Annotated in this window: 16 protein-coding genes and 1 tRNA gene; 6 read left to right on the top strand and 11 right to left on the bottom strand. The window is 61.5% G+C overall.

The features are described 5' to 3' along the window. Positions 1–242: 242 nt before the first annotated feature. Together IP68_RS04100 and IP68_RS04095 are read right to left on the bottom strand one after the other, a co-directional pair. Positions 243–1784 (bottom strand): amidohydrolase family protein, encoded by a 1542-nt coding sequence (locus IP68_RS04100; protein WP_082382114.1) that lies wholly within the window; start codon positions 1782–1784, stop codon positions 243–245. Then, on the bottom strand, positions 1781–3697 hold the full coding sequence (locus IP68_RS04095; protein ID WP_231683725.1) for a DUF885 family protein: 1917 nt from the start codon (positions 3695–3697) through the stop codon (positions 1781–1783). Before IP68_RS04095 ends, IP68_RS04100 begins: the two co-directional genes overlap by 4 nt. A gap of 584 nt (positions 3698–4281) precedes the next feature. Between IP68_RS04095 and IP68_RS04090 the strand changes: the two genes are divergently transcribed. The 3 genes from IP68_RS04090 (at position 4282) to ald (ending at position 7757) form a co-directional block, all read left to right on the top strand. Then, positions 4282–5064 (top strand): phytanoyl-CoA dioxygenase family protein, encoded by a 783-nt coding sequence (locus tag IP68_RS04090; protein ID WP_054133710.1) that lies wholly within the window; start codon positions 4282–4284, stop codon positions 5062–5064. A gap of 83 nt (positions 5065–5147) precedes the next feature. Then, positions 5148–6470 carry a serine hydroxymethyltransferase gene (gene glyA, locus IP68_RS04085; RefSeq protein ID WP_054133709.1) on the top strand — a complete coding sequence of 441 codons (1323 nt, stop codon included), beginning with the start codon at positions 5148–5150 and terminating at the stop codon, positions 6468–6470. A gap of 162 nt (positions 6471–6632) precedes the next feature. Beyond that, positions 6633–7757, top strand: a complete 1125-nt coding sequence (gene ald / locus IP68_RS04080) for an alanine dehydrogenase (protein ID WP_054133708.1) — start codon at positions 6633–6635, stop codon at positions 7755–7757. Positions 7758–7839: 82 nt separating this feature from the next. On the opposite strand, the gene IP68_RS04075 is transcribed toward ald, so the two are convergent. From IP68_RS04075 to IP68_RS04050, 6 genes are all read right to left on the bottom strand, one after another. Then, positions 7840–8799 (bottom strand): LysR substrate-binding domain-containing protein, encoded by a 960-nt coding sequence (locus IP68_RS04075; RefSeq protein WP_054133707.1) that lies wholly within the window; start codon positions 8797–8799, stop codon positions 7840–7842. Between the two features lie 376 nt (positions 8800–9175). Continuing rightward, positions 9176–10306, bottom strand: coding sequence for a dipeptidase (locus IP68_RS04070; protein ID WP_054133706.1), 1131 nt, complete (start codon positions 10304–10306; stop codon positions 9176–9178). Between the two features lie 540 nt (positions 10307–10846). After that, positions 10847–11311, bottom strand: a complete 465-nt coding sequence (locus IP68_RS04065; RefSeq protein ID WP_197275721.1) for a heme-binding protein — start codon at positions 11309–11311, stop codon at positions 10847–10849. Positions 11312–11401: 90 nt separating this feature from the next. After that, a complete protein-coding gene (locus IP68_RS04060) occupies positions 11402–12157 on the bottom strand; it encodes an SDR family NAD(P)-dependent oxidoreductase (protein ID WP_054133704.1) in 756 nt (251 codons plus the stop codon). 118 nt (positions 12158–12275) lie between these two features. Next, positions 12276–13391, bottom strand: coding sequence for an alanine racemase (gene alr / locus IP68_RS04055; RefSeq protein ID WP_054133703.1), 1116 nt, complete (start codon positions 13389–13391; stop codon positions 12276–12278). Positions 13392–13489: 98 nt separating this feature from the next. Further along, on the bottom strand, positions 13490–15631 hold the full coding sequence (locus IP68_RS04050) for a PQQ-dependent dehydrogenase, methanol/ethanol family (RefSeq protein ID WP_082382110.1): 2142 nt from the start codon (positions 15629–15631) through the stop codon (positions 13490–13492). 200 nt (positions 15632–15831) lie between these two features. Here IP68_RS04050 and IP68_RS04045 point away from each other — a divergent pair, with 200 nt between their 5' ends. Beyond that, the gene (locus tag IP68_RS04045) at positions 15832–16482 is read left to right on the top strand and encodes a DUF4269 domain-containing protein (protein WP_231683723.1); all 651 of its coding nucleotides are present in this window, start codon (positions 15832–15834) and stop codon (positions 16480–16482) included. Between the two features lie 395 nt (positions 16483–16877). Here the strand turns inward: IP68_RS04045 and IP68_RS04040 are convergent. Then, positions 16878–16952: transfer RNA gene (locus IP68_RS04040), tRNA-Gly, on the bottom strand. Between the two features lie 239 nt (positions 16953–17191). On the opposite strand from IP68_RS04040, the gene IP68_RS04035 reads away from it, so the two are divergent. Both IP68_RS04035 and IP68_RS04030 read left to right on the top strand, forming a co-directional pair. Continuing rightward, positions 17192–18100 (top strand): tetratricopeptide repeat protein, encoded by a 909-nt coding sequence (locus tag IP68_RS04035; RefSeq protein ID WP_054133701.1) that lies wholly within the window; start codon positions 17192–17194, stop codon positions 18098–18100. Further along, complete coding sequence (locus IP68_RS04030) at positions 18097–18732, top strand: LON peptidase substrate-binding domain-containing protein (protein WP_231683721.1); 636 nt, start codon at positions 18097–18099, stop codon at positions 18730–18732. Before IP68_RS04035 ends, IP68_RS04030 begins: the two co-directional genes overlap by 4 nt. 144 nt (positions 18733–18876) lie before the next feature. Here IP68_RS04030 and rpoN read toward each other — a convergent pair whose 3' ends face one another. Together rpoN and lptB are read right to left on the bottom strand one after the other, a co-directional pair. Continuing rightward, positions 18877–20421, bottom strand: a complete 1545-nt coding sequence (rpoN, locus tag IP68_RS04025; protein ID WP_054133700.1) for an RNA polymerase factor sigma-54 — start codon at positions 20419–20421, stop codon at positions 18877–18879. A 34-nt stretch (positions 20422–20455) separates the two neighbouring features. Continuing rightward, positions 20456–21238 (bottom strand): LPS export ABC transporter ATP-binding protein, encoded by a 783-nt coding sequence (gene lptB, locus IP68_RS04020; protein ID WP_054133699.1) that lies wholly within the window; start codon positions 21236–21238, stop codon positions 20456–20458. Positions 21239–21501: the final 263 nt, after the last annotated feature.

Here is a 21501-nt window from a genome sequence, read left to right as displayed (position 1 = left end):
ACAGGCCCGCCGCAAGACACATTTCGCGCGATGATCGCGGTGAAACTCCCCAGCGCCAAACGGCGTCCGTTGCTCGCAGCATCTTCATACTTGATCGTGTCGGGGCTCCGATCCGGTTCGTCCAGGCAATGGATCGTCAAGCGATCGGCGTTGTATCGACGGACCCAGAGCGAGCGAGCGGTCAGTCCCAGGCGCACGGCAAACGCAGACGGGGTGTCTTGCGCTTTGGTCCGCAGATCCGCTTACCTGGCACCAGGGAGAGGGACCTCTTCATGGGCCGGAACATAGATGCGGCCGTCCTGCAACATGAGGCGACCGTTGACAAAGGCCGTGGTCACCTTTCGCAAAGCTGCGAAATCCTCGTCGGGATTGCCATCGATGACGATGATATCCGCGAGCATTCCAGCTCTGATCGTCCCAATCCGGTCTCCCATGTGCATGATCTCGGCACTTGTCCTGGTCGCCGCAACCAGCGCCTCTGGCTTGGTAAATCCTAGATCGACGAAGCTCTCCAGCTCGTTGATATAGGCGCCGGGCAGATGAGCCGGAGCATCCAGGATCAGGTCCAGTCCGATCCCCATCTTGACGCCGCCGCGGTGCATTTTCTTGGCCATCTCCATGATGGTGGTCTCATTCAACTGGAACCGGCGCGAAGGCGTGCCATAATAGCCGCCCGATCTGCGCGAAATCAGGCGATAGGGGATCAGCGTCGGCACCGAAGCGATCCCGCGCCTCGCCATCAGCGCGACCGCAGCGTCGCTGCGCGGCAAAGGATGCTCGATCGAATCAACCCCAGCCTTGATCGCCATGTCGATATACTGGGTCTCGGCATCGACCGTCACGGGCAGGCCCAGCGAATGAGCCTCGTCTACTGCGGCCGTAACTTCTTCCTGGGTATACTCGCTTGCGAGCTTGATGAGGTCGGCGCCCTTGGCGAACTGGATGCGCACCGCCTCGCGCCATTGGTCAGGGCCGGTTGCAATCCGCGCCATAGAGTTCGGGTTGCCGTTGGTCACCTCGGGCGATCCCGGCGAAAACGCATGTATCGCACCATGCCCACCGGTCTGGGTGATCAGTTGCCCGGCGGCAAAGATGCGGGGGCCGGCGATCAAACCCTCCGCCTGGCGGCGCTTGAGCACGAACGGCACATCGCCATGTGAGCCGACGTCCCGCACGCTGGTGATCCCGGCCTGGAGATAGATAGCCATGCGCTGCACGGCCCGCATGGCGGATTCCGCGCTGCTGAGATTCGCCGCCGAAAAAACGCTGCTGGCGCTCGCAGTATCCAGAAAGGTGAGATGGGTATGCAAGTCGATCAGGCCCGGCATCACTGTCTTGCCGGCAACATCGAAGACAACGGCGCCTTCGGGCCAGTTACGATCACCGGGGTTGAGGACCGCAGTGATGGTCTTGCCCTCCACCACGATGGTCGCCGGTCGCGCAGGTGCCCCGGTGCCGTCAAACAACCGCCCGCCAACGAGCACGAACGACCCCTTGGGCGCGTTGAAATCAGCCGGAACCGGGATGCGCAGGCCATCGTCCGAGGTGGGCACCGATTTCGGAAGCCACTGGTCGCGTTTGTAGATGGGTCTGGCTTCGGGCCCATTGTCTTGCGCCACGGCAGGCGCAGTCGCCATCAGGGCGACGAGCGCCAATCGAGAAACCCATGCGATCATCATCTTGGCCCCTTTCTTCAGGAATATCTGTCGCAAATGGTCAGGGCCGCGGGTTGCCGCCATCAAGGCTTGCAGGGCCTCTGGCCTGACGTAGCGCTTCTGGATCAAACCGACTGTTGCGCCGCAATCCAATCGTCGATCCGGCGCTCCAGGATATCGAGCGGCATCTGCCCTGCCCCCAGCACCGTGTCGTGAAAGCCCTTGATATCGAATTTCTTGCCCAGCGCGGCTTCTGCCTTCCTGCGCAGCTCCAGCATCTTGATCATGCCGATCTTGTAACCCGTCGCTTGGCCGGGCATCACGATGTAACGCTGCACTTCGGATCGGATCTGGCCCTCGGCAGCTGGCGAGTTCTCGCTGAAATACGCGACCGCCTGTTGCTCGGTCCACCCCTTGGAGTGCAGCCCGGTGTCGACCACCAGCCGAATGGCGCGCCAGATTTCCGTCGTCAGACGCCCGAAGTCGGAATAGGGATCCTTATATCCGCCCATCTCCTTGGCCAGATATTCCGAATAGAGCCCCCACCCTTCCTGAAGCGCGTTGTAATAGAGCATCGTCCGGAACTTGGGGACATTGGTCAGTTCTTGCGCGATCGAAAACTGCATGTGATGCCCGGGATTTCCTTCATGATAGGCGATCACCTCCAGTTGCGGGATCGGCATCGCTTTCATGTCGATAAGGTGAGCATAATACACCCCCGGTCGCGACCCATCGGGCGAAGCCAACTGGTAATGTTGCGCTGCGCCAGCGGTCTCGCGGAATGGCTCGACCCGTTTGACCACGACTTCGGCCTTGGGCAGAATTCCAAAATACTGCGGTAACTTGGCTGTCATGTAGTTGAGATGCTTCGTTGCGGCATCGATATAGGCTTGCCGCCCCTCATCCGTGTTGGGATAGTAGAATTGATCATCGTCGCGGACGAAGGCGAAGAATTCCTTCAGCGATCCCTTGAAACCGACCTGCTCCTTGATGGCCTCCATCTCATTCTTGATCCGCGCCACCTCGGAGATGCCGATCTGGTGGATCTGGTCTGCGTTCAGATCCGTCGTGGTCGAAATCACGAGCTGGGCTTCGTAATATTCCTTGCCACCGGGGTTCTTGCCCACACCTGTTGCAATGGTATCCGCGTTCGACCGGTCAGCCTCCAGCCATGCTATGATCTCGCGATACGAAGGTGCCAGTTCCTTGATCAGCGCTTCGCGCACCGCCGCGGAATAGCGCTCGGCCCCTTTGCGATCCAGCTTCCCATTTTTTACCAGCGCATCGATTTTGGCCTGGGCATCGGTCAATAGAGCGCTGCTGCCCTCCCCGCCGAACGGCGCTCCGGAAATCAGGTCTCGACACTGGTCGAGCACCAGATCGTAGGAAAATCGGGGAGGGCGTGAGCCCGCTGCGGCGTTCAGCTTTGCGCGCTCGAGACTTTGCTTGAGCCCCCGTGAAATCCCGCCAATACGCGCGACATACGCATCCATGTCCGACAGCTCATCAACCCTGTGGATTGCTATCAGGAACTGGGGGAGCCACGCATGCGGGCTGTTCATCTGATTGAACACATATTCATTTCTGCGGAATTTATAAGCGAGCGCCGCGTGCTCGTACTGATTGATCCATAGATCATACGAGACCTGTGCGTCTTTGGTTAGCCTGGCCCGGTCGAATTTCGCCTTCATCTCTTCGACGGACTTGCGGCGCCACTCGACGGGCGCGAGCATTCCGGCCTCCGAAAGATCGTCGATCTTGTCATAGGCCGTCTTCTCGCCCCGATAGGAATACCACATCGGACTGAAGGCCATCTGCTCCTCGAACTTCGCATCGAACCATTGATTGAGCCGCGCCGTCTCGCTTTCGGCCTGCGCCGAGGGCGCTTCGGTCTGAGCAGTTTCAGCATGAGCAGGCAGAACCGCCGCTCCGCACAGCAGAAGTGCCCCCATTGAGGCCATGCGCCGCAGCGTTGCAACGGACCGGGTGCGTCTCCCGGACAATCCAGCCGCAGCAACATCCCAAGGCATCGAACTCGTCATCCTCATTCCTTTGCACAGTCCGTTCGCGGGCAGGCTCCATTGACGCATTCCGGCCAAAGCCCGGCAAGCCGCCGCCCCTTATGGTAACCTTCCGAAACATCCTGCAGCCTGAGGCGGCACAAGCTGGCCTGCCGTTCAAGGGGACATTTCGTGGGTCAATCAAAGTCGAAGCCCCGGCAACCCGCAAACCATTAAACTTGGCTCAAAGCCTCAGAAAATCTCTCGCTGGGTCAGTTGCCGCAGGTTCAACCTGTTGAAGGCGACGCCAGCGGCGCTCCAGTCCGTCCTTCAGCCCAGCCATTGTGCGCATGGCATCATGCGCATGCTATTGGGCTATCGGCATGTGCCAACCGTCCTGTTCGGCGAGCCAAAGCCCGGCGCTGCCTTTCCCTCCGATATGGTCAACGCAGCGGCCTCAGTTCCTGCCGCGATCGAAGCATCATAAAGTCTAATCCTAGGGACCAGTATTACTGGCTTGATGACATGCGCCGATACGCCGAAGTGCGATGAGAATTAACCGCAGGCTGGATTACCCTCTGGCGCACCGGTCAGTGAAACAGAACGTGCCTATAAAGGAGCAGGACATGTATCTTTCGCAGGAGCAACTTGAGGAGTTCAACAATAACGGATTTCTCGTGATCCCCAATCTGTTCTCGGCCGAAGAGGTTGCCGAGATTCGCAGTGCGATGGACCGGGTATTCGATGAAGATCATCCGGGGAACATCCGGGAGAAGAAAAGCGGTGTAGTGCGGACTGCAATGGGCCTGCATCTGCGCGATGAAACCTTCGCGCGGCTTGTCCGGCACCCCCGCCTGGTCTCGCCGGCACAGCAGATTGCCGGAAAGGACCTGTACGTTCAGCAGGTCAAAATCAACGTGAAGGCCGCGTTCGACGGCGAGCTCTGGCAGTGGCACCAGGATTTTTCGACCCATCATGAAGATGATGGCTGTCCGGAACCTCTCGCCTTGAACCTGCACATCTTTCTGGATGACGTGACCGAATTCAACGGCCCGCTCTATTTTTTCAAGGGGTCGCAGAAATTCGGCAGCGTCGCCACCCGGCACGACACGGTCTCCACGAGCTACCCGCTGTGGGTCGTCGAGGAAGACAAGGTCCGGGAAATCTCCAAATCCTGCTCGCTGGTTTCGGCCACGGGCGAAGCGGGAACAGCTCTGATCTTCGGCGACTGCCTCGTCCATGGTTCGCCCGCCAATATCTCGCCGTCCAACCGCAGCATATTCTCGCTGATCCTCAACCCGCTGAGCAATGCCTACACCAAGACCAGCCGGGAAGACTTCCGTCATCACCGCGACCTGTCCGCTGTCGAGCCGCTTGCGGACGACTGTCTGCTCGCACCGACTGATTGAGGCGCCACCCCCTCCCACAGCATGCGTCGGTCAACGCCGCCTGACGGTGTCAGAGTGGACAATTCGCACGAAAGAGAGAAGATATGGCTATTTTGGTGAGACGGTCCTGGGTCGGGGCCGCCAGCGAAGACCTGGTGCAGAAGGTCGCGTCCAAGGTGTTTGAAAGCACGGCGGACACAATCGATGGACGGCTGTTCGAACTGATCGCCGAAAACAGGCAGATCCATGATGTCGGCTGCATAAACCTCAATCCCGCAACGAACGTCATGAACCCCCGGGCGGAGCAGGTCCTGTCCAGCGGTCTTGGGAGTCGCCCGTCGCTCGGCTATCCGGGTGCCAAATACGAGATGGGCCTTGAGGCCATCGAGCAGATAGAGATTATCGCAGCCGAACTGGCGGCCGAGGTGTTCGGCGCACGCTATGCCGAATTCCGGCTCGCTTCCGGCGCGATGGCGAACCTCTACGCGTTCATGGCCACGTGCAGACCGGGCGACAAGATCATTGTGCCGCCCGATACCATCGGCGGCCATGTCACCCACCACATCGCAGGAGCAGCCGGCCTCTACGGGCTTCAGGTTCATTCCGCGCCGATCAATGCAGATGCCTATACGATCGATGTCGATGGCCTTGCCAGTCTTGCCCGGGAGATCCGGCCCAAGCTCATCACCATCGGTGGCAGCCTGAACCTGTGGAAGCACCCCGTACGTGAAATTCGGGAGATTGCAGACGATGTCGGGGCTTATGTGCTGTTCGACGCGGCGCATTTGTGCGGGATCATCGCAGGTGGCGAATGGCAGCAGCCGCTCGAGGAGGGCGCCCATTTGATGGGCTGCAGCACTTACAAGAGCCTGGGGGGCCCGCCATCCGGTCTGCTGATGACCAACGATGCCGAGCTGGCCGCTCGGATCGATCGGATCGCGTATCCTGGCCTGACGGCCAATTTCGATGTGGCGAAGACTGCCTCGCTGGCCCTGTCGCTGCTCGACTGGAAAGAGTTCGGTCCGGGCTATGCCAGGCAGATGCGGGCGACCGCGCGGAAACTCGCCAAGGAACTCGACGCCAAGGGCATTCCGGTGTTTGGGGCCGCGCGCAACTTTACGGACTCGCACCAGCTGGCTGTGTGCGCCGAACGTTTCGGGGGCGGCCATAAGGCAGCCCAACGCCTGCGTCTGGCGAATGTGCTTGCGTCCGGAATCGGTTTGCCGATCGCGCCCGTTGCAGGCGATTTCAACGGCTTGCGGTTCGGAACACCCGAAATCGTCCGTTGGGGCATGACGGAAGCCGACATGCCCGAACTCGCGGATATCGTGACGGAGGCTCTCACCTGCAGCGACCCGTCCTCGGTGGCCGAGCGGACAAGCCTGTTCAGGCAACGGTTCCAGACCTTGCATTTCATGCGTCATTGAAAGGCGCGATCGTCCGCGCTGCCCCATGTCTGCGTCGCGTCGTGGCCAGGCAGCGCGCGTTTTCAAACCCGGATGATCACGACGCGAGAACCGCACGAGCCAGCCTCGGTGCGCCCATGACAGTCGGCGCCATCTGCGGATGCACACAAGGAAGGAAGCAACATGCTGGTTGGCGTACCCCGTGAGATCAAGGCGAATGAGTATCGCGTAGGACTGACGCCCGGGTCCGCTCGCGAGTATGTCGCCAACGGTCATCAGCTGGTGGTGGAGACCGGTGCCGGTGCCGGCATCGGGGCTGGAGACGATGCCTACGCGGCAGTGGGCGCGACGATCGTCGCCAGCGCAGGCGAAGTGTTCCAGAGGGCTCAGATGATCGTCAAGGTCAAGGAGCCGCAGCCGTCTGAGTGGGTTCAGCTGCGCGCAGGCCAGATTCTCTTCACCTATCTGCATCTTGCTCCCGATCCCGCACAGGCCAAGGGTTTGCTCGATTCGGGCTGCACGGCAATCGCCTATGAGACAGTCACGGATCGCTCCGGTGCCCTGCCCTTGCTGGCACCCATGAGTGAGGTCGCTGGCCGCCTCTCGATCGAGGCTGCAGGCTCAGCGCTTCGGCGGCATTCCGGCGGCCGCGGCCTGCTGCTCGGCGGCGTGCCGGGCGTCAAGGCGGCCCGCGTGCTGATCATTGGCGGTGGCGTCGTGGGAACCCATGCAGCGCGCATGGCAGTCGGGCTGGGCGCAGAGGTTACGATCATCGATCGCTCGGTTGCACGGCTGCGCCAGCTGGACGAACTCTTCAGCGGGCGGGTCCGGACACGGATGTCGACGATTGGCAACATAGAGGAAGAACTTGCCGAGGCAGATGCCACGGTCGGTGCTGTGCTGGTGCCGGGGGCCAGTGCGCCCAGACTGGTCAGCCGCGCAAGTCTCAGCAAAATGAAGCCAGGGGCCGTGCTGATAGACGTCGCCATAGATCAGGGCGGGTGCTTTGAAACCTCAACGCCGACGACGCATGAAAATCCAACCTACGAAGTCGATGGCATCATTCATTACTGCGTTGCCAACATGCCCGGTGCCGTCCCGATGACCTCGAGCGAAGCGCTGAACAATGCGACACTGCCTTTCGGACTCGCGCTGGCCGCCAGGGGTCTCGAAGCGCTCAGCCACGATCCTCATTTGCTCGAGGGCCTGAACATTCACGCAGGGCAGGTCACCAACCTTGCCGTAGCACGGGCGCTGAACCGGCCTTATGTGCCAGCGCTGCAATCGCTCGGGCAGATCGCGGTCTGAAAGGCTTCACGAACCCGCCGGGACCAGCCCATTGCGGCGGTACTGCCGGGATTGCGATCCGGCGGCTGCACGGCCAGGACTGTCAGTTCCCGGCTTCGGCGACATCAGCAGCCCCATCACTCTCCAGACCTGCAACGCCCGGCGATGGCTGGGCCTCCCCAGCTCTGGCCTGCTCCACTACCCAGGTGACGAAGGTTTCGGCCGCCTCGGACAACGGCGCGCCTGATTTCGTCAGCAGATAGAACTGATTGTTGGAAGGAACACGCAGTTGGGAAAGCTGTTGCAGCTTGCCCTCTTCCAGCAGCCCGCCAATCAGTGCGGTGTGACCGATCATGAAACCGCTTCCCTGGACGGCCGCATCGACCGTCATGGAATACAAAGAAAAGGTCTGCGTGCTCAGCTTTTCCGGTCGGATCTGGCTGGTCCGATTGAGCCAATCGGTAAAATCATGCTCCCAATAAATATCCAGCATCAGGGGCGCTCCAATCGGGAGGCCCAGATGGTCGGCATCGGTTGCCATCATCAGCTTGGGGCTGGCTACGGGAACAAGCTCGTCGAACAGCAACGCGCGATACTCGCAACCGGGAAAGGGAGGCTGGCCATAGCGAATGGCGATGTCGAAATTGGACGTGCGCATATCGATCACGGTCGCATCGGCCCAAATCTCGACGTTCATGTTCGCATGGAGCGAATAAAAGTTCTCCATCCTCGGGCCGAGCCAGAGCTGGGCCAGCGCTGGCAGGATCGACATGCGGATCGTCTTGGGGCCTCCGGTCGAAGCGATTTCCCGGGTGGCGGACACCAGAAGGTCGAGCGCCGGAGAGATACGCTGGGCATAACGCCTTCCCGCCTCTGTCAGCTTTACTCCTTGCGGATAACGCTGAAACAGCTCGACCCGCAGAAAGGCCTCGAGCGCCTTGATCCGCTGGCTGACCGCGCCAGGCGTTACGCTCAGCCTCGCCGCTGCCAGGACGAAGCTCTCGGTTGCCGCCGTTTCGGCGAACACGCGCAGCCAGTCCAGATTGGGTGTTTCCCTGAGCATTAGACCTTGTCCCTCGGCCAACATTTGGCTGAATTGCAACAGCCTGCGCGTCTCGGCATCCCCCGAGATGCGAATTGATTTTATAGGGAAATATCGGTTGGCAGCAAGGTCATTAGCCTGTCGGGATATCGAGATCGCGCTGCTCTATGTGCCCCGCGCCAATCTAGAAATACCAGGCGCAAGAAACCGCTGATGGATCGGCCGAGAGCTGTTGCTGCGTTACGCCGGCAAGCTGCATGGCAGGCCGGGCGCCATCGTGCGTGCCCAAGATGCTACCGTCGGTTCCCCTCGCTCCGCGTGGGAAGTTGATCAGCCTTGGTGGCGGTCCGACCTCAGGCATTTGTCGCAAGCGGCAAGACCAGCCAGCGCACTTGCATCAGCCGATGACGTCTCCAATCACCCGCATCCAGTTGCCGCCGAGAATCTTGACGATATCTGTGTCCTTATATCCCCGCTTCATCAGGCCCGCAGTTGCATATTTCCATTTGTGGGCATCGTTCATTCCCTCGGTCCCGAAGGGATAGCGGAAACGATAGCTCGCCTTGAAATGTGGTTCGCCATACGCCTTGAGGAACTCTTCCTTGAGCTTGGGGTCGGTCGGCCAGCCGCGCACCAGCGTGTCGGTGCCAAAGCCGACATGATCCACGCCGACAAGCCTTACGACGTGGTCGACATGATTCAGCCAGTCCTCCATCGTCACTGGGAAATCGCGCTTCACCATGGTGTTGACCGTTGTCAGGCCCATGACCCCGCCCTTCTTGGCAAGCGCCTTGATAATCTCATCGGACTTGTTGCGCGGATGCTCATTCAGTGCGGCGCAGTTTGCGTGCGAGATGATTGGCGTGCGCTTGGAAAAGGTGATCGTATCCATCGTGGTCTGAGGTCCAGAGTGCGATGAATCCACGAGGATGCCGACTTCGTTCATCCGTTGCACGGCGGCGATACCGAAATCGCTAAGTCCGGCATTTGTTCGTTCGGTCGCGCCGTCGCCGAGAAGGTTGCGCTCGTTGTATGTGACCTGCATCGCGCGGATGCCGAGGCTGTGGAACATGTCGATATTGTCCAGCTCGCCTTCGATCGGGCAGTTCTGGAAATTGAGCATGACTGCTGTCTTCCCTTCCTGCTTTGCGCGCAAAATGTCTGCCGCAGATCTCGCCGGTGCTAGCAGGGTGCTGTTATCCTTGATGAACTTGTTGCACTCGACGCAATCCTCGACTGCGCTGTCGAGCTCGAAGCCATTGCTCATATAGCTACCGCGAGGCTTTTCAGGTCGGCGTACACCCAGGGTAGTGCTCATGACTGTCAGGCCCGCCTGCTTGATCTGCTCGAGCCCGCTGGCGTCCCGATACTCGTCGCACAGCATGTCGATGACGACCGATTCCCTGTAAAGCGCTTCCGCGTCCTTGAGGAGCGCCGGGACGTCACCCGCTTTTCCCAACGCGGGAAGCGCCCAGGCCAAGACTGCGGTTGCGCTGGTCCCCTGAATGATCTCTCTTCTGTTGAGCATAACCTCGTCCTTCTCCTTACAGAAAACCAAGCCCAGCGCACCGCAGATAGCGCGTCGGTGTTCGCTTGCGGTCACCGGCAGGATGGTGGCGTTCCTGTTGCGATCGACGGATGTCGGGTCCGGATCGAACCCGACATCAAGTGGTTGGCGCCATGTGATGGTGCAGATGGTCCGTCACCCCCACCGACCGTCAAGCCTTGCATCGAGCGGAGTTTGCTCATGGGCATACCGACGTCGCCAGGACTGACCGCAAACCCCCTGTCGTTGGCGCAGGAGAGGCCATTTCCCCTCTGCTGAGGGTTGTGTCGGAAAGGTGCCCGTCTGCGCAAACCACTAATTTTGGGGCTCGACGCCAGATAATCTAACGCTGGGTTCCTAGCTGGCTAATGGGGCCGTCACCTTCGCCCCGCCCGATCGAAGAGGAATGTGGGCCAGGTATCGGACCAAGCGTTTCCAAGCCGGCAACCGATCATATCCTGGCGCCCGCGTCCATGCGCCAGTGGACCTTGCCGCGCGGAACACTGCTTGCCAGATCCGGCCTTATCCTTGTGGGCCGAGGCTTTCCGTTGCGATGCTTTCATCATCCTTCGGCGATCCGCCGCTGACCCCGATTCCGCCCACAATCCTGTCGGCCCGCACGATGGGCACACCGCCACCGATCATCGCAGATCCGGGCACGGACAGCAAAGAGGGCTTGCCCTGGTCCACGGCATCCTCCAGCAACGACGTCTGCACGCCGGCAGCGGCAGCAGTCGCTGCTTTGGCTTCGGCCAGCGCCATGTTCATGAACGAGGCATCGTCCATGCGTTGAGCCAAAATGACCCGGCCCTCGCGGTTCACGATCACGATCGCCACATTCATCTGCTTTTCGGTTGCAGCCTGCAGCGCGCGGGTTGCGATGGATTGTGCATCGGCAAGGCGCAACATGGCCTGGTCGGACGGCTCGGCAGGCGCAGCGGCTGCTGGAACAATACCCAGTCCAGCTGCTGCTCCGGCGACCAGCAATGTTCGTATCATGACACGTTTCCCTTCACGGTTTCTTCAACCAGCGATGCGCCCCCGACGACGTCGGGAACTCAGCGCTGCGACGCCCGATCAGCCCGCTTCGGTCCGCGCAACCTGAAACCCGGCGAACGACTGGCTCACGGGCATAAGCTCAAGGCGATTGATGTTCAGATGCGGCGGCAACTGTGCGACCCACAACAGGGTGTTAGCTATATCCTGGCCCGTCATGGGGTTTGCACCCTGGTACAAGGCGCTGGACGAGGCATCATTCCCCCCGGTGCGGACGAGCGTGAATTCCGTCTCCACCATACCCGGTTCGATCGACGTGACCCGAACGCCCTTGCCATGCAGGTCGGAGCGAAGCGCCAGCGAGAACTGCGTGACAAAGGCCTTGGTGCCACAATAAACATTGCCGCCGCCATAGGGGTAGCTTCCGGCAACCGACGACAGGTTGATGATAGCGCCGCGCCGCCCGATCAGGCCGGGCAGCAGTTTGTGCGTCAGCGATACGAGAGCCGTAACATTGGTATCGATCATCGTCTTCCACTGGTCGACATCCGATTGATCGGCGCCATTGGTGCCGAGCGCCAGACCGGCGTTGTTGATCAGCAGATCGATTTCGCTGAACGCGGGTGGCAATGCCGCCAGTGCCGCATCGCGCCCGGCTTCATCTCGCACATCGAATACGCAGCCATGCATCTGCGCACCGATCTCCTGACGCAAAGCGTGCAACCGATCGGATCGGCGGCCTGTGCCGATAACGTTCCAGCCGGCCCGCGCGAACGTCCTGAGCGCTGCTTCACCGATGCCGGATGTCGCGCCTGTAATGAATGCTGTTCTCGCCATTTTTTCCCGTCACCCAAATCCGGGCAGTCAGAACGACTGCCTTGAAAGTCACCCAAAGGTCTGGTCGATTTCGTGCCGCGAGACAATCACACGCGAGCCAGGCCATGCAGAGAAAACGTCATGCACCACCGGAGTATATCCGGGGGACGCTGAGCGACATGCGCGCCATCAGCTCGATCATCGGCATGCCATAGAATTGAACCGCCTGTGCTGCGGTGATCCGGTCGCCGCCCTGGACGCCGACCAGCACGACCTCATCACCCGGGACGACATCGGGAATGTCCGTCACGTCGAGAATGGTGTGCTCTGTCGCGCGCCCTGCAATGATGCGGGCGCGCTGCCCGCGCACCAGCACGGTGCCCCCGTCCGGCTGCGCAGGCAGGCCATCCTTGAAACCGAAGGCAATCACCGCTGTTTTCAGCCTGCCCGGATCAGCCGTGTGCCGGGCATCATCGACCTCGAAGTCCGCAGGCAGTGTCTTGACCTGCAAGACGCGCGACTTGATGGACCGGATCACGGGGTCGAAAGTCAGACCGTCAAGCCAGGGCTGCTCCATCATCCCGTAGAGCGCACGCCCGGGATTGACCGCTGTCCAGGTGAGCTCAGGATAGCCCAGCAGAACGCGGCTGCTTGCGGCCATTGTCTCGAGGTCCTGAAAGCCGGCCGCACGCGCAGCTGAGATGGCCTGCTTCAATCGTCGGACCTGCCTATCGATCGCCAGCCTGTCTTCGGCCCTGACCAGATGCGTGTACAGGCCCATGATCTCAAGGTGACGTGCTTGCTTCAACCGTTCAAACACGGCGGGCCATTCTTCCGGGACAAATCCAAGGCGGCCATAGCCACAATCCACTTCCACATGGACTTGAACCGAACGCTGCAGCTGCTCGAATGCCTCAAGCCCGTGTCGGTCGTGGATAGTGACGATCAAGCCGAGGTCAGCAATCGCCTCGGCCTGATCGGGTGTCGTCGCGCCGTACAGCAGGATCGGAGCATTTATGCCGGCATCGCGGATACGCTCTGCATCCTCAGGGTCAGAGACCGCGAAAGCGTCAACACCCGCGTTACGCATCGTCGCTGCGCATTCGCCAGCGCCGCATCCATAAGCGTTGTTCTTGCAGACCGCATAGAACCTGACATCGGGCCCGATCAGGCTTCTGATCTTGCGCACATTGCTTGCAAGTGCATCGAGATCAATTTCGGCCCAGGCTGGCCGCTTCGACAAAGGCAAGGGCATGGCAATGTGTCCTGTTGGCTCGATGTTCAAATCAGGCGGGGTGACCGGCTTCAGGCGAAAACCAAGCTGCTCATCGACGCCGCGCGGTCCGCAGTGCCCTATTGCGGTTTTGCGCGTGCCATATCCTTGGCAGTTGCCCCCTTGCCGGGTGCTGTCTTCGCTTCCTTCTGAAGTTCGAGCGCCAGATCGCCGACATAAGCCCGGATTGCTTCGACCTGCGCCTGCGACATCAGCTTTGAAAAGCCGATCATACCGGTGTCGGTCAGCACGCCATCGTAAACGACGGCCTTCCACGTTTCCGCATCGGACAGCGCGTTGGAGCGACGCAGATCAGGCGCCGCGACCCCCTCATGGCACCGCGCGCACTTATCGCCATACAGCCGCCCGCCCAAGGCGACAGTGGCCAGGGAGAATGTCTGCCCGGGCGGATTGGCTGGCGGAAGATCGAGATCGACCCGGGGCAGCACGGCCTTTCCGCCCAGCTTGAACACCAGCATCCGGCCGTTAAGCCTCGGAATCCGGGGACGATTGACATCCGGCAGGCCCATGGCACCACCGCCCTTTCCGACCAACACCGCAATATATTGAACGCCATCGATGCTGTAGCTGGCTGGCGCTGCGAGGATGCCCGATGGCTGCTTGAACGACCACAGCCTTTTACCGTCCCTTGCTCCAAATGCGCTGAACGTGCCATGCGCATCGCCGGCAAACACCAGATCGCCTGCCGTCGCGATCGTGCCGCCGTTGATCATCTCGGGTTGTGGGACCCGCCAGACTTCGCGCTGTCTGAGCGGATCCCAGGCAATCAATGCGCCGGTGCCCCAAGGTGCAGCAGGATCGAGGCTGATCGCTGCCCCTTGGTTCAGTTCAGCGCCGGGACGGAACTTGAACGCAGGGTCCTGGTCATATCGCATGCTCCAGCGGACGGTGGGAATGTACACCAGCCCGGTGCGGGGGCTGTAGGACATGGGCTGCCAGTTGTGGCCGCCGACCGAAGCCGGGGACATGACTTTCGCGCCATTCTGGTAATAGGCATTCTCGCTCATGACCGGACGCCCAGTTGCCAAATCGATATGGTCGGCCCAGGTCTGCGGGACGAATGCCTTGGCAGAGAGCAGCTTGCCGGTCTTTCGATCGAGAACATAGAAGAAGCCGTTTTTCGGCGCCTGCATCAGCACCCTGCGCGGTTTTCCGCCGATCGAAAGCGTGGCCAGCATCATCGGCTGGGTCGCGGTGAAGTCCCAGCTTTCACCAGGTATCTGCTGATAATGCCATTTGTACTTGCCGGTGTCCGCATCGACCGCGACGATCGAGGACAGGAACAGGTTATCACCCTTGCCGTCCGAGCGGACCTGCCGGTTCCACGGTGCACCGTTGCCCACGCCGATATAGACCTGGTCGAATTCGGGATCATAAACGATCGAGTCCCAGGCGGTGCCGCCTCCCCCCATCGTGTACCACTTGCCCGCCCAGGTTCTGGTCGCCATTGGCATCACCGAATCTGATGCAGCACCGTCGGGCCCTTTCGACGGATCGCCTGGCACAGTGTAGAAACGCCAAATTTGCTTGCCGGTTTCGGTATCATAAGCGGTCACATAGCCGCGCACGCCGAATTCCGCACCGCCATTGCCAATGATGACCTTGTCCTTGAAGACCCGGGGGGCGCCGGTAATCGCGTAGGGATGGGAGCGGTCGAAGGTCTGTACGGACCAAAGCTGATCGCCGGTCCTCGCATCGATCGCGATCAGCCGCCCATCGATCGTACCGACAAAAACCTTCCCCCTCCAGACAGCCACGCCGCGATTCACCACATCGCAGCAGGTGCTGTAGGCTGCATCACCGGGAACCTGCGGATCGAACTGCCACAGCTGCTTGCCCGTACGTGCATCGATAGCATAGACCTTCGACCAAGCCGTTGACGTGTACATGACGCCGTCAATGACCAAAGGGGTCGCTTCCTGTCCTCGATTGGTATCGACTTCAAACGACCATGCGAGACCCAATCGTGCAACATTCTGTGCGTTGATCTGGTCGAGCGCACTGTAATGCTGCTCATCGAACCCGCCGCCACCTGCGAGCCAGTTGTCCGGCTCGGATGAAGCATTGAGAAGTCTCGCCTGATCAACGGCACCTGGGGCTGCGGATTTGGGCGATGAACACGCCTGCAAGCTCAACAGCAAGAACGCGGCACAAATGAATGCCGCCTGCGTGTATTTCCGGATTTCCGACAGAGAATGCATCCAGTTGCCCCAACGCTTGAAGTCGATGCCTGAGCAAGCCGCCCCGCCCGGGGGCGCTTCGGGTAATGATAAAGCTCAGCCTGTTTTAGACGCGGGCCGCTTGCTGTCCGCAAACCAAAAATCTTGTTTCAGAGCCGCAGGAATTCTCTGGCTGGCATGGTCCGTCACAGTCCCTGCTGGCCTCGAACTGCGCGCCTGGCATGCAGCATCGGTTGGCCGCCCGAAACCGGCCGATGGATGTTCCATCGGTTGCTCCCTGGCGGACGTACTTCATCCGGCACAGACCTTTACGGAACACGCGGGCTCGTCGTATCAGTGTCTCGATGATCCGACCGCACTATTTGGAGGCTCTGGACCGATTGGGGGTTTTGCCTGAGCTGGCTGCCTTCGATCCGCATGTCGTGGGAACGCCGCCATTGGGCTTGGACCTTCCAGCGAGCGATATAGATATTGTCTGCTTCGCCCCCGATCCGGATGGCTTCACGCGCGCGGTGTGGAACGCTTTTGGCACGCACGCCGAGTTCCGCATGTGGCAGAGGATCGCGCATGATCGGCCCGTCGTCGCCAGTTTTGCCGGCGCTGGCTGGACGATCGAACTGTTTGGTCAGGCGTCTCCGGTATCCGAGCAATATGGATGGCGGCATTTCCTTGTGGAGCAGAGGTTGCTTGCGCTTGGCACAGGCGTTTTTCGCGACGCGGTCATGGCGCAGCGAAGCAATGGCATGAAGACCGAGCCCGCATTTGCGGCCTTGCTTGGCCTTGTCGGCGATCCCTATCAGGCGCTGCTCAGCCTTGAGGCCTGCTCGGACACCGATGTTACCGCGCTGCTGGTAGATAAAGGTTTCAAATAACGTCGGTTCTTCAAGGCAAATTCCTTGCGCCACCGACCTCAAGCAGGAGGCATTTTCCGCCTGCTCGGATCTCATGACAACGAACAGCGAACGTGCTTCGTTGATGCCTATGGGTGGTGAAACCGGAAGCGCGCCTGAAGGCCGACACCCTTGCCCGCCCCATGCAGCCATATCCCCATCGGCAATGGTGAACGAAACGCGGCGACAGCCAGCGCGGCATTTGACGGGTGCATTGCAGCCTAGCGGCGATTGTATTGATACCCACTCGCGAACTATCGCCGCTGGCTTGGCAAGCATTGGATACGAATGGATACGCGAGTGCCACCTTGGTGCGCTCGTATCCCACCTCAGGCCTGATCGCCTGAGGCCAAAACGTCGAAAATTTAGGAAGAAAATGGAGCGGGCGAAGGGATTCGAACCCTCGACCCCAACCTTGGCAAGGTTGTGCTCTACCCCTGAGCTACGCCCGCTCGGCGGCTGGTTCGACGTGCGATCCAGCAGGTGAGGCGCGCAGTTAGCATCGGGTTTTGGGTCCGGCAAGCCCCAAATTTGCATTTGGCGACGATTCATTGTTTCACCCTTGGCAGAAGCGGCTTGCGCACCATCTTGGTGTTTCGGATAAGGTGCCAGGACAAAGCGGGGCACAACCCGCGACGGGGCGGTGAACCGCCCGGCACGCGCAACAGCAGGAGCAGTTCACTTGGCAAGCATGGGTTTGACGACCGAAGAGCACAAGGCCGTCGAGGCATTCCGCACCAGCGTGGTCGAACCATCGATGACCAAGCTGGTCATCCTCGATTTCTGGGCGGAATGGTGCGGGCCGTGCAAGGCGCTGACCCCGGTGCTGGAGAAGGTCGCGGCCGATTATGCCGACAAGGGCGTGATGCTGGTCAAGGTCAATGTCGATGAGGAACGCTTCATCGCTTCGCAGTTCCAGATTCAGTCGATCCCAACCGTCTATGCGATGTTCCAGGGCCAGCCGGTCGCCAACCTCACCAACGCGCGCACCGAGGCGCAGCTTGGCGGCATCCTTGACCAGCTGCTCGAGAAGCTGCCCGTCCAGGCGGGTGATGGCGACGATGCCGGCGCGCCCGATATCACGCCGCTGATCGCGATGGCCGAAGACGTGCTGGCCGAGGGCGACACCGAGCAGGCCATGGGCATGTTCGCGCAGATCCTGGACATGGTGCCGGACAGCGTTGCGGCCATTTCCGGCCTGCTGCGCGCAATGGTCGCCGCCAACAAGGTGGAGGAGGCACAGGGGCTGCTCGCCGATCTGCCCCCCGAAATCACCGCCGACCCCGCGCTCGATCGCGCCAAGGCAGCCATCGCGCTGGTCGCCGACAAGGCCGATGACAGCGAAATCGCAGGTCTGCGTGCAGCCGCCAATGCCACGCCGGACGATCACGCCGCGCGCGTCGATCTGGCCGTCGCGCTGTTTGCCGGCGGCGAACGCGACGAGGCGGCGGAGCATCTGCTGGCCATCGTGAAGGCCGACAAGGAATGGAACGAGGGCGCGGCCCGCGCGCGGCTGCTGCAGATCTTCGAGGCGGTCGGGCTCGAGGATCCCTGGGTATCAGCGACGCGGCGCAAGCTTTCCGCCGCGTTGTTCGGATGACCAGCAAGCCCGTCATGGTCGCCCAGCGCATCTCCATCTTTCCGCTCACCGGGGTGATCCTGTTTCCGGGACTGCAGGTGCCGCTGCACATCTTCGAGCCGCGCTATCGCGCGCTGGTGAGCGATGCGATGGCGCGCGACCGGCAGATCGGGATGATCCAGCCGCGCGGCCCCGGCGATCCGCCCGCGCTGTTCGACATGGGCTGTGTGGGCCGCATCGTCGATGTCGAAGCGCTCGATGATGGCCGCTACAATCTTGTGCTCGAGGGCTTTGCCCGGTTCCGCGTGCTGCGCGAACTGGACGTGACAACGCCGTTCCGCCAGATCGAGGCGGAGCTGATCAACGAGAACGAGGACGACCAGGCGCTCTCCAGCATCGAGCGCGCGAGCCTGGAACGCGAATCGCAGCGGTTCGCCAATGCGCAGGGCTATAGCGTCGACTGGGATTCGGTGGCGCGGCTCGACGACCGCTCGCTGGTCAACGGCATCGCGCAGATCGCCCCATTCGATGCAGCCGCCAAACAGGCGCTGCTCGAAGCCGAAGGCCTCACTACCCGCGCCGATCTGCTGGTCCAGCTGATGCAGTTCTTCGGCCGCCGCGACAGCGACGATCCAAGGGTTACGCTGCAGTAGGTTCTTTCTGCCCTACCGCTTGCGGGAGGGGTGGCTGAGCCGCAGGCGAAGACGGCGTGGGCCTGCGCCAACGTCGTGCTTTCAGGCCCACCCCGGTCCGGTAGGCCGGACCTGCCCCTCCCGCAAGCGGAACGGGAGACCAGCTCACCGTGCGCCCTGCAGCTTCTTCTGGCGGCGGCGCTGGACCGATGAGCCAAGGCCGAGCGCCTCGCGGTACTTCGCCACCGTCCGCCGCGCAATGTCGAACCCGCGCTCCTTCAGCAGATCGACCAGCTGGTCGTCGGAGAGGATGTTCTTGGCGTCCTCCTCGTCGATCAGCGTCTTGATGTGGCTCTTCACCGCCGAGGCCGACACCGCATCGCCGCCATCGGTCGCCTGAATCGCGCTGGTGAAGAAATATTTGAGTTCGAACAGACCGCGTGCGCAGCTCAGATATTTGTGGCTGGTCACCCGGCTGACGGTTGATTCGTGCATCTCGATCGCGTCGGCGACGCTGCGCAGGGTGAGCGGGCGCAGTTGCGTGACGCCGTTGCGGAAGAAGCCTTCCTGCTGCTTGACGATCTCGCTCGCCACCTTGATGATCGTGCGCTGGCGTTGGTCGAGAGCCTTGAGCAGCCAGTTGGCCTCGGCAAGGCATTCGCTGAGCCAAGCCTTGGATTTGGCATCGTGCCGCCCGCCAGACAGCGAGACATGATAGCTGCGGTTGACCAGCAGCCGCGGCAGCGTCGCGCTGTTGATCTCGATCATCCATTTGCCCTCGCGCTCGAGCACGAACAGATCGGGCACAACCGCCTCGACGCTCGCCCCGCCAAAGCGGCTGCCCGGCTTGGGATCATATTGACGCAGCTCGGCGATCATGTCGGCAAGGTCCTCGTCGTCAACCCGGCACAGCCGCTTCAGCTGGGGCAGCGCGCCGCGTGCGAGCAGCTCGAGATTGTCGATCAGCCGCGCCATGCACGGGTCGTAGCGGTCGGCTTCCTTTGCCTGCAGCGCGAGGCACTCGGCCAGATCGCGCGCGCCGACGCCGGTAGGCTCGAGCGTGTGGATCGCCGCCAGCGCGGTCTCGACCTCGCCCAGAGGCACGCCCAATTGGTGCGACACCTGCAGCAGGTCGCCGCGCAGATAGCCGTTCTCGTCGATCAGCTCGATCAGGTGCCGGCCGATGAACAATGTGACGCCGGACATCGCCATCCCCGCCTGGGCGTGCAGATGCTCGCGCAGCGTGAGATCGTATTCGAGCGAATCTTCCCAGCCGTCGCTGTCGGCACCGCCGCCGGTGGAAATATCGTTGAGCGAAAGCGCCCCGTCGAGCCCGCCGCTGGCCTCACCCGCCACCCGGTCGGGGCCGTCGCTGGCGCAGTCGTGATGAAACACCTCGCCGCCCAGGTCGATATCGAGCGGACGATCGATCTCGCCCATGCCTGCGCCGATCAGCTCGTCGCTGCCCGCCGGATCGCCATCGGCAGGAGCAGCGGGCGCGTCGAACGTAGCATCGACGCCGCTCGAGGCGACATCGCCGCCGGTGTCCTCGCCGCCCAGCTCGAGCAGCGGGTTGCGCTCGAGTTCCTCGCCGATGAACGCTTCGATCTCGATATTCGACAGCGCGAGCAGCCGGATCGCCTGCTGCAACTGCGGCGTCATCACCAGCGACTGGCTCTGCCTCAGGTCAAGGCGCGGGCCGAGCGCCATCAGGTCAGTCCTTCGTCACCTGCGACGGATGCGATCACAGCGCAAAGCCCTCGCCCAGATACAGCCTGCGGACGTTCTCATCGGCCACCAGCGCCTCTGGCGTGCCGGCGAACAGCACCTTGCCATCATAGATGATGCAGGCACGATCGACGATGTCGAGCGTCTCGCGGACGTTGTGATCGGTGATCAGCACGCCGATGCCGCGCGATTTGAGCTCGATGATGAGGTCACGGATGTCGGCGATCGAAAGCGGATCGATGCCTGCGAACGGTTCATCGAGCAGGATGATGGAGGGGCTGGCGGCGAGCGCGCGGGCGATCTCGCAGCGGCGGCGTTCGCCACCCGACAGCGCCATCGCGGGGGATTCACGCAGCCTTGTCAGCCCGAATTCCTCAAGCAATGTCTCCAGCCGCGCCGCGCGCGCCTCGACTTCGGGCTCGACCAGTTCGAGCACCGCCTTGATATTCTGCTCGACCGTCATGCCACGAAAGATCGAGGTTTCCTGCGGCAGATAGCCAAGGCCCAGGATCGCGCGGCGGTACATCGGCAGCGGGGTGATATCGACCCCATCAAGCATGATGCGACCCGAATTGGGTTTCACCAGCCCCATGATCGAATAGAAGCAGGTGGTCTTGCCCGCGCCATTGGGGCCGAGCAGGCCCAGCACCTCGCCCTTGGCGACCTGCAGCGAGACATCGGAGAGCACGACCTTCTTGTCATAGCTCTTGGCGATCGAGACGACGTTAAGGCCATCGGTGGACACGGCAGGGTCCGCCGCGGTGCCGCTGAGCAGGCCAAGGGGGGCTACATCGTTCATTGCAACATTCCTGCAAACATAAACCGCAGCTTGGGGCGCCGCTTTGTCTTTGTTCTCCCATAGCATGGAACAATGCGATGAAAACCGGCGATATTCACGTGTTGGCAGGATTTATGCATGGGCTGGCGTGGGGAGCCTTCAAATCCTCCCCGAGCTTGGCTCGGGGAGGGGGACCGCTGACCGAAGGCCAGTGGTGGAGGGGAAGCGGGATGGCACGGCATCTATAGGCTGGGCTCGAACTGGCCGCCCCCCCCCCCCCCCCC

It is taken from the genome of Blastomonas sp. AAP25 (assembly GCF_001295965.1).
In the GTDB taxonomy this organism is placed as follows: domain Bacteria; phylum Pseudomonadota; class Alphaproteobacteria; order Sphingomonadales; family Sphingomonadaceae; genus Blastomonas; species Blastomonas fulva.
The sequence above is the reverse complement of the archived record's forward strand: the minus strand, read 5'-3'. Positions and strand labels throughout refer to the sequence as shown.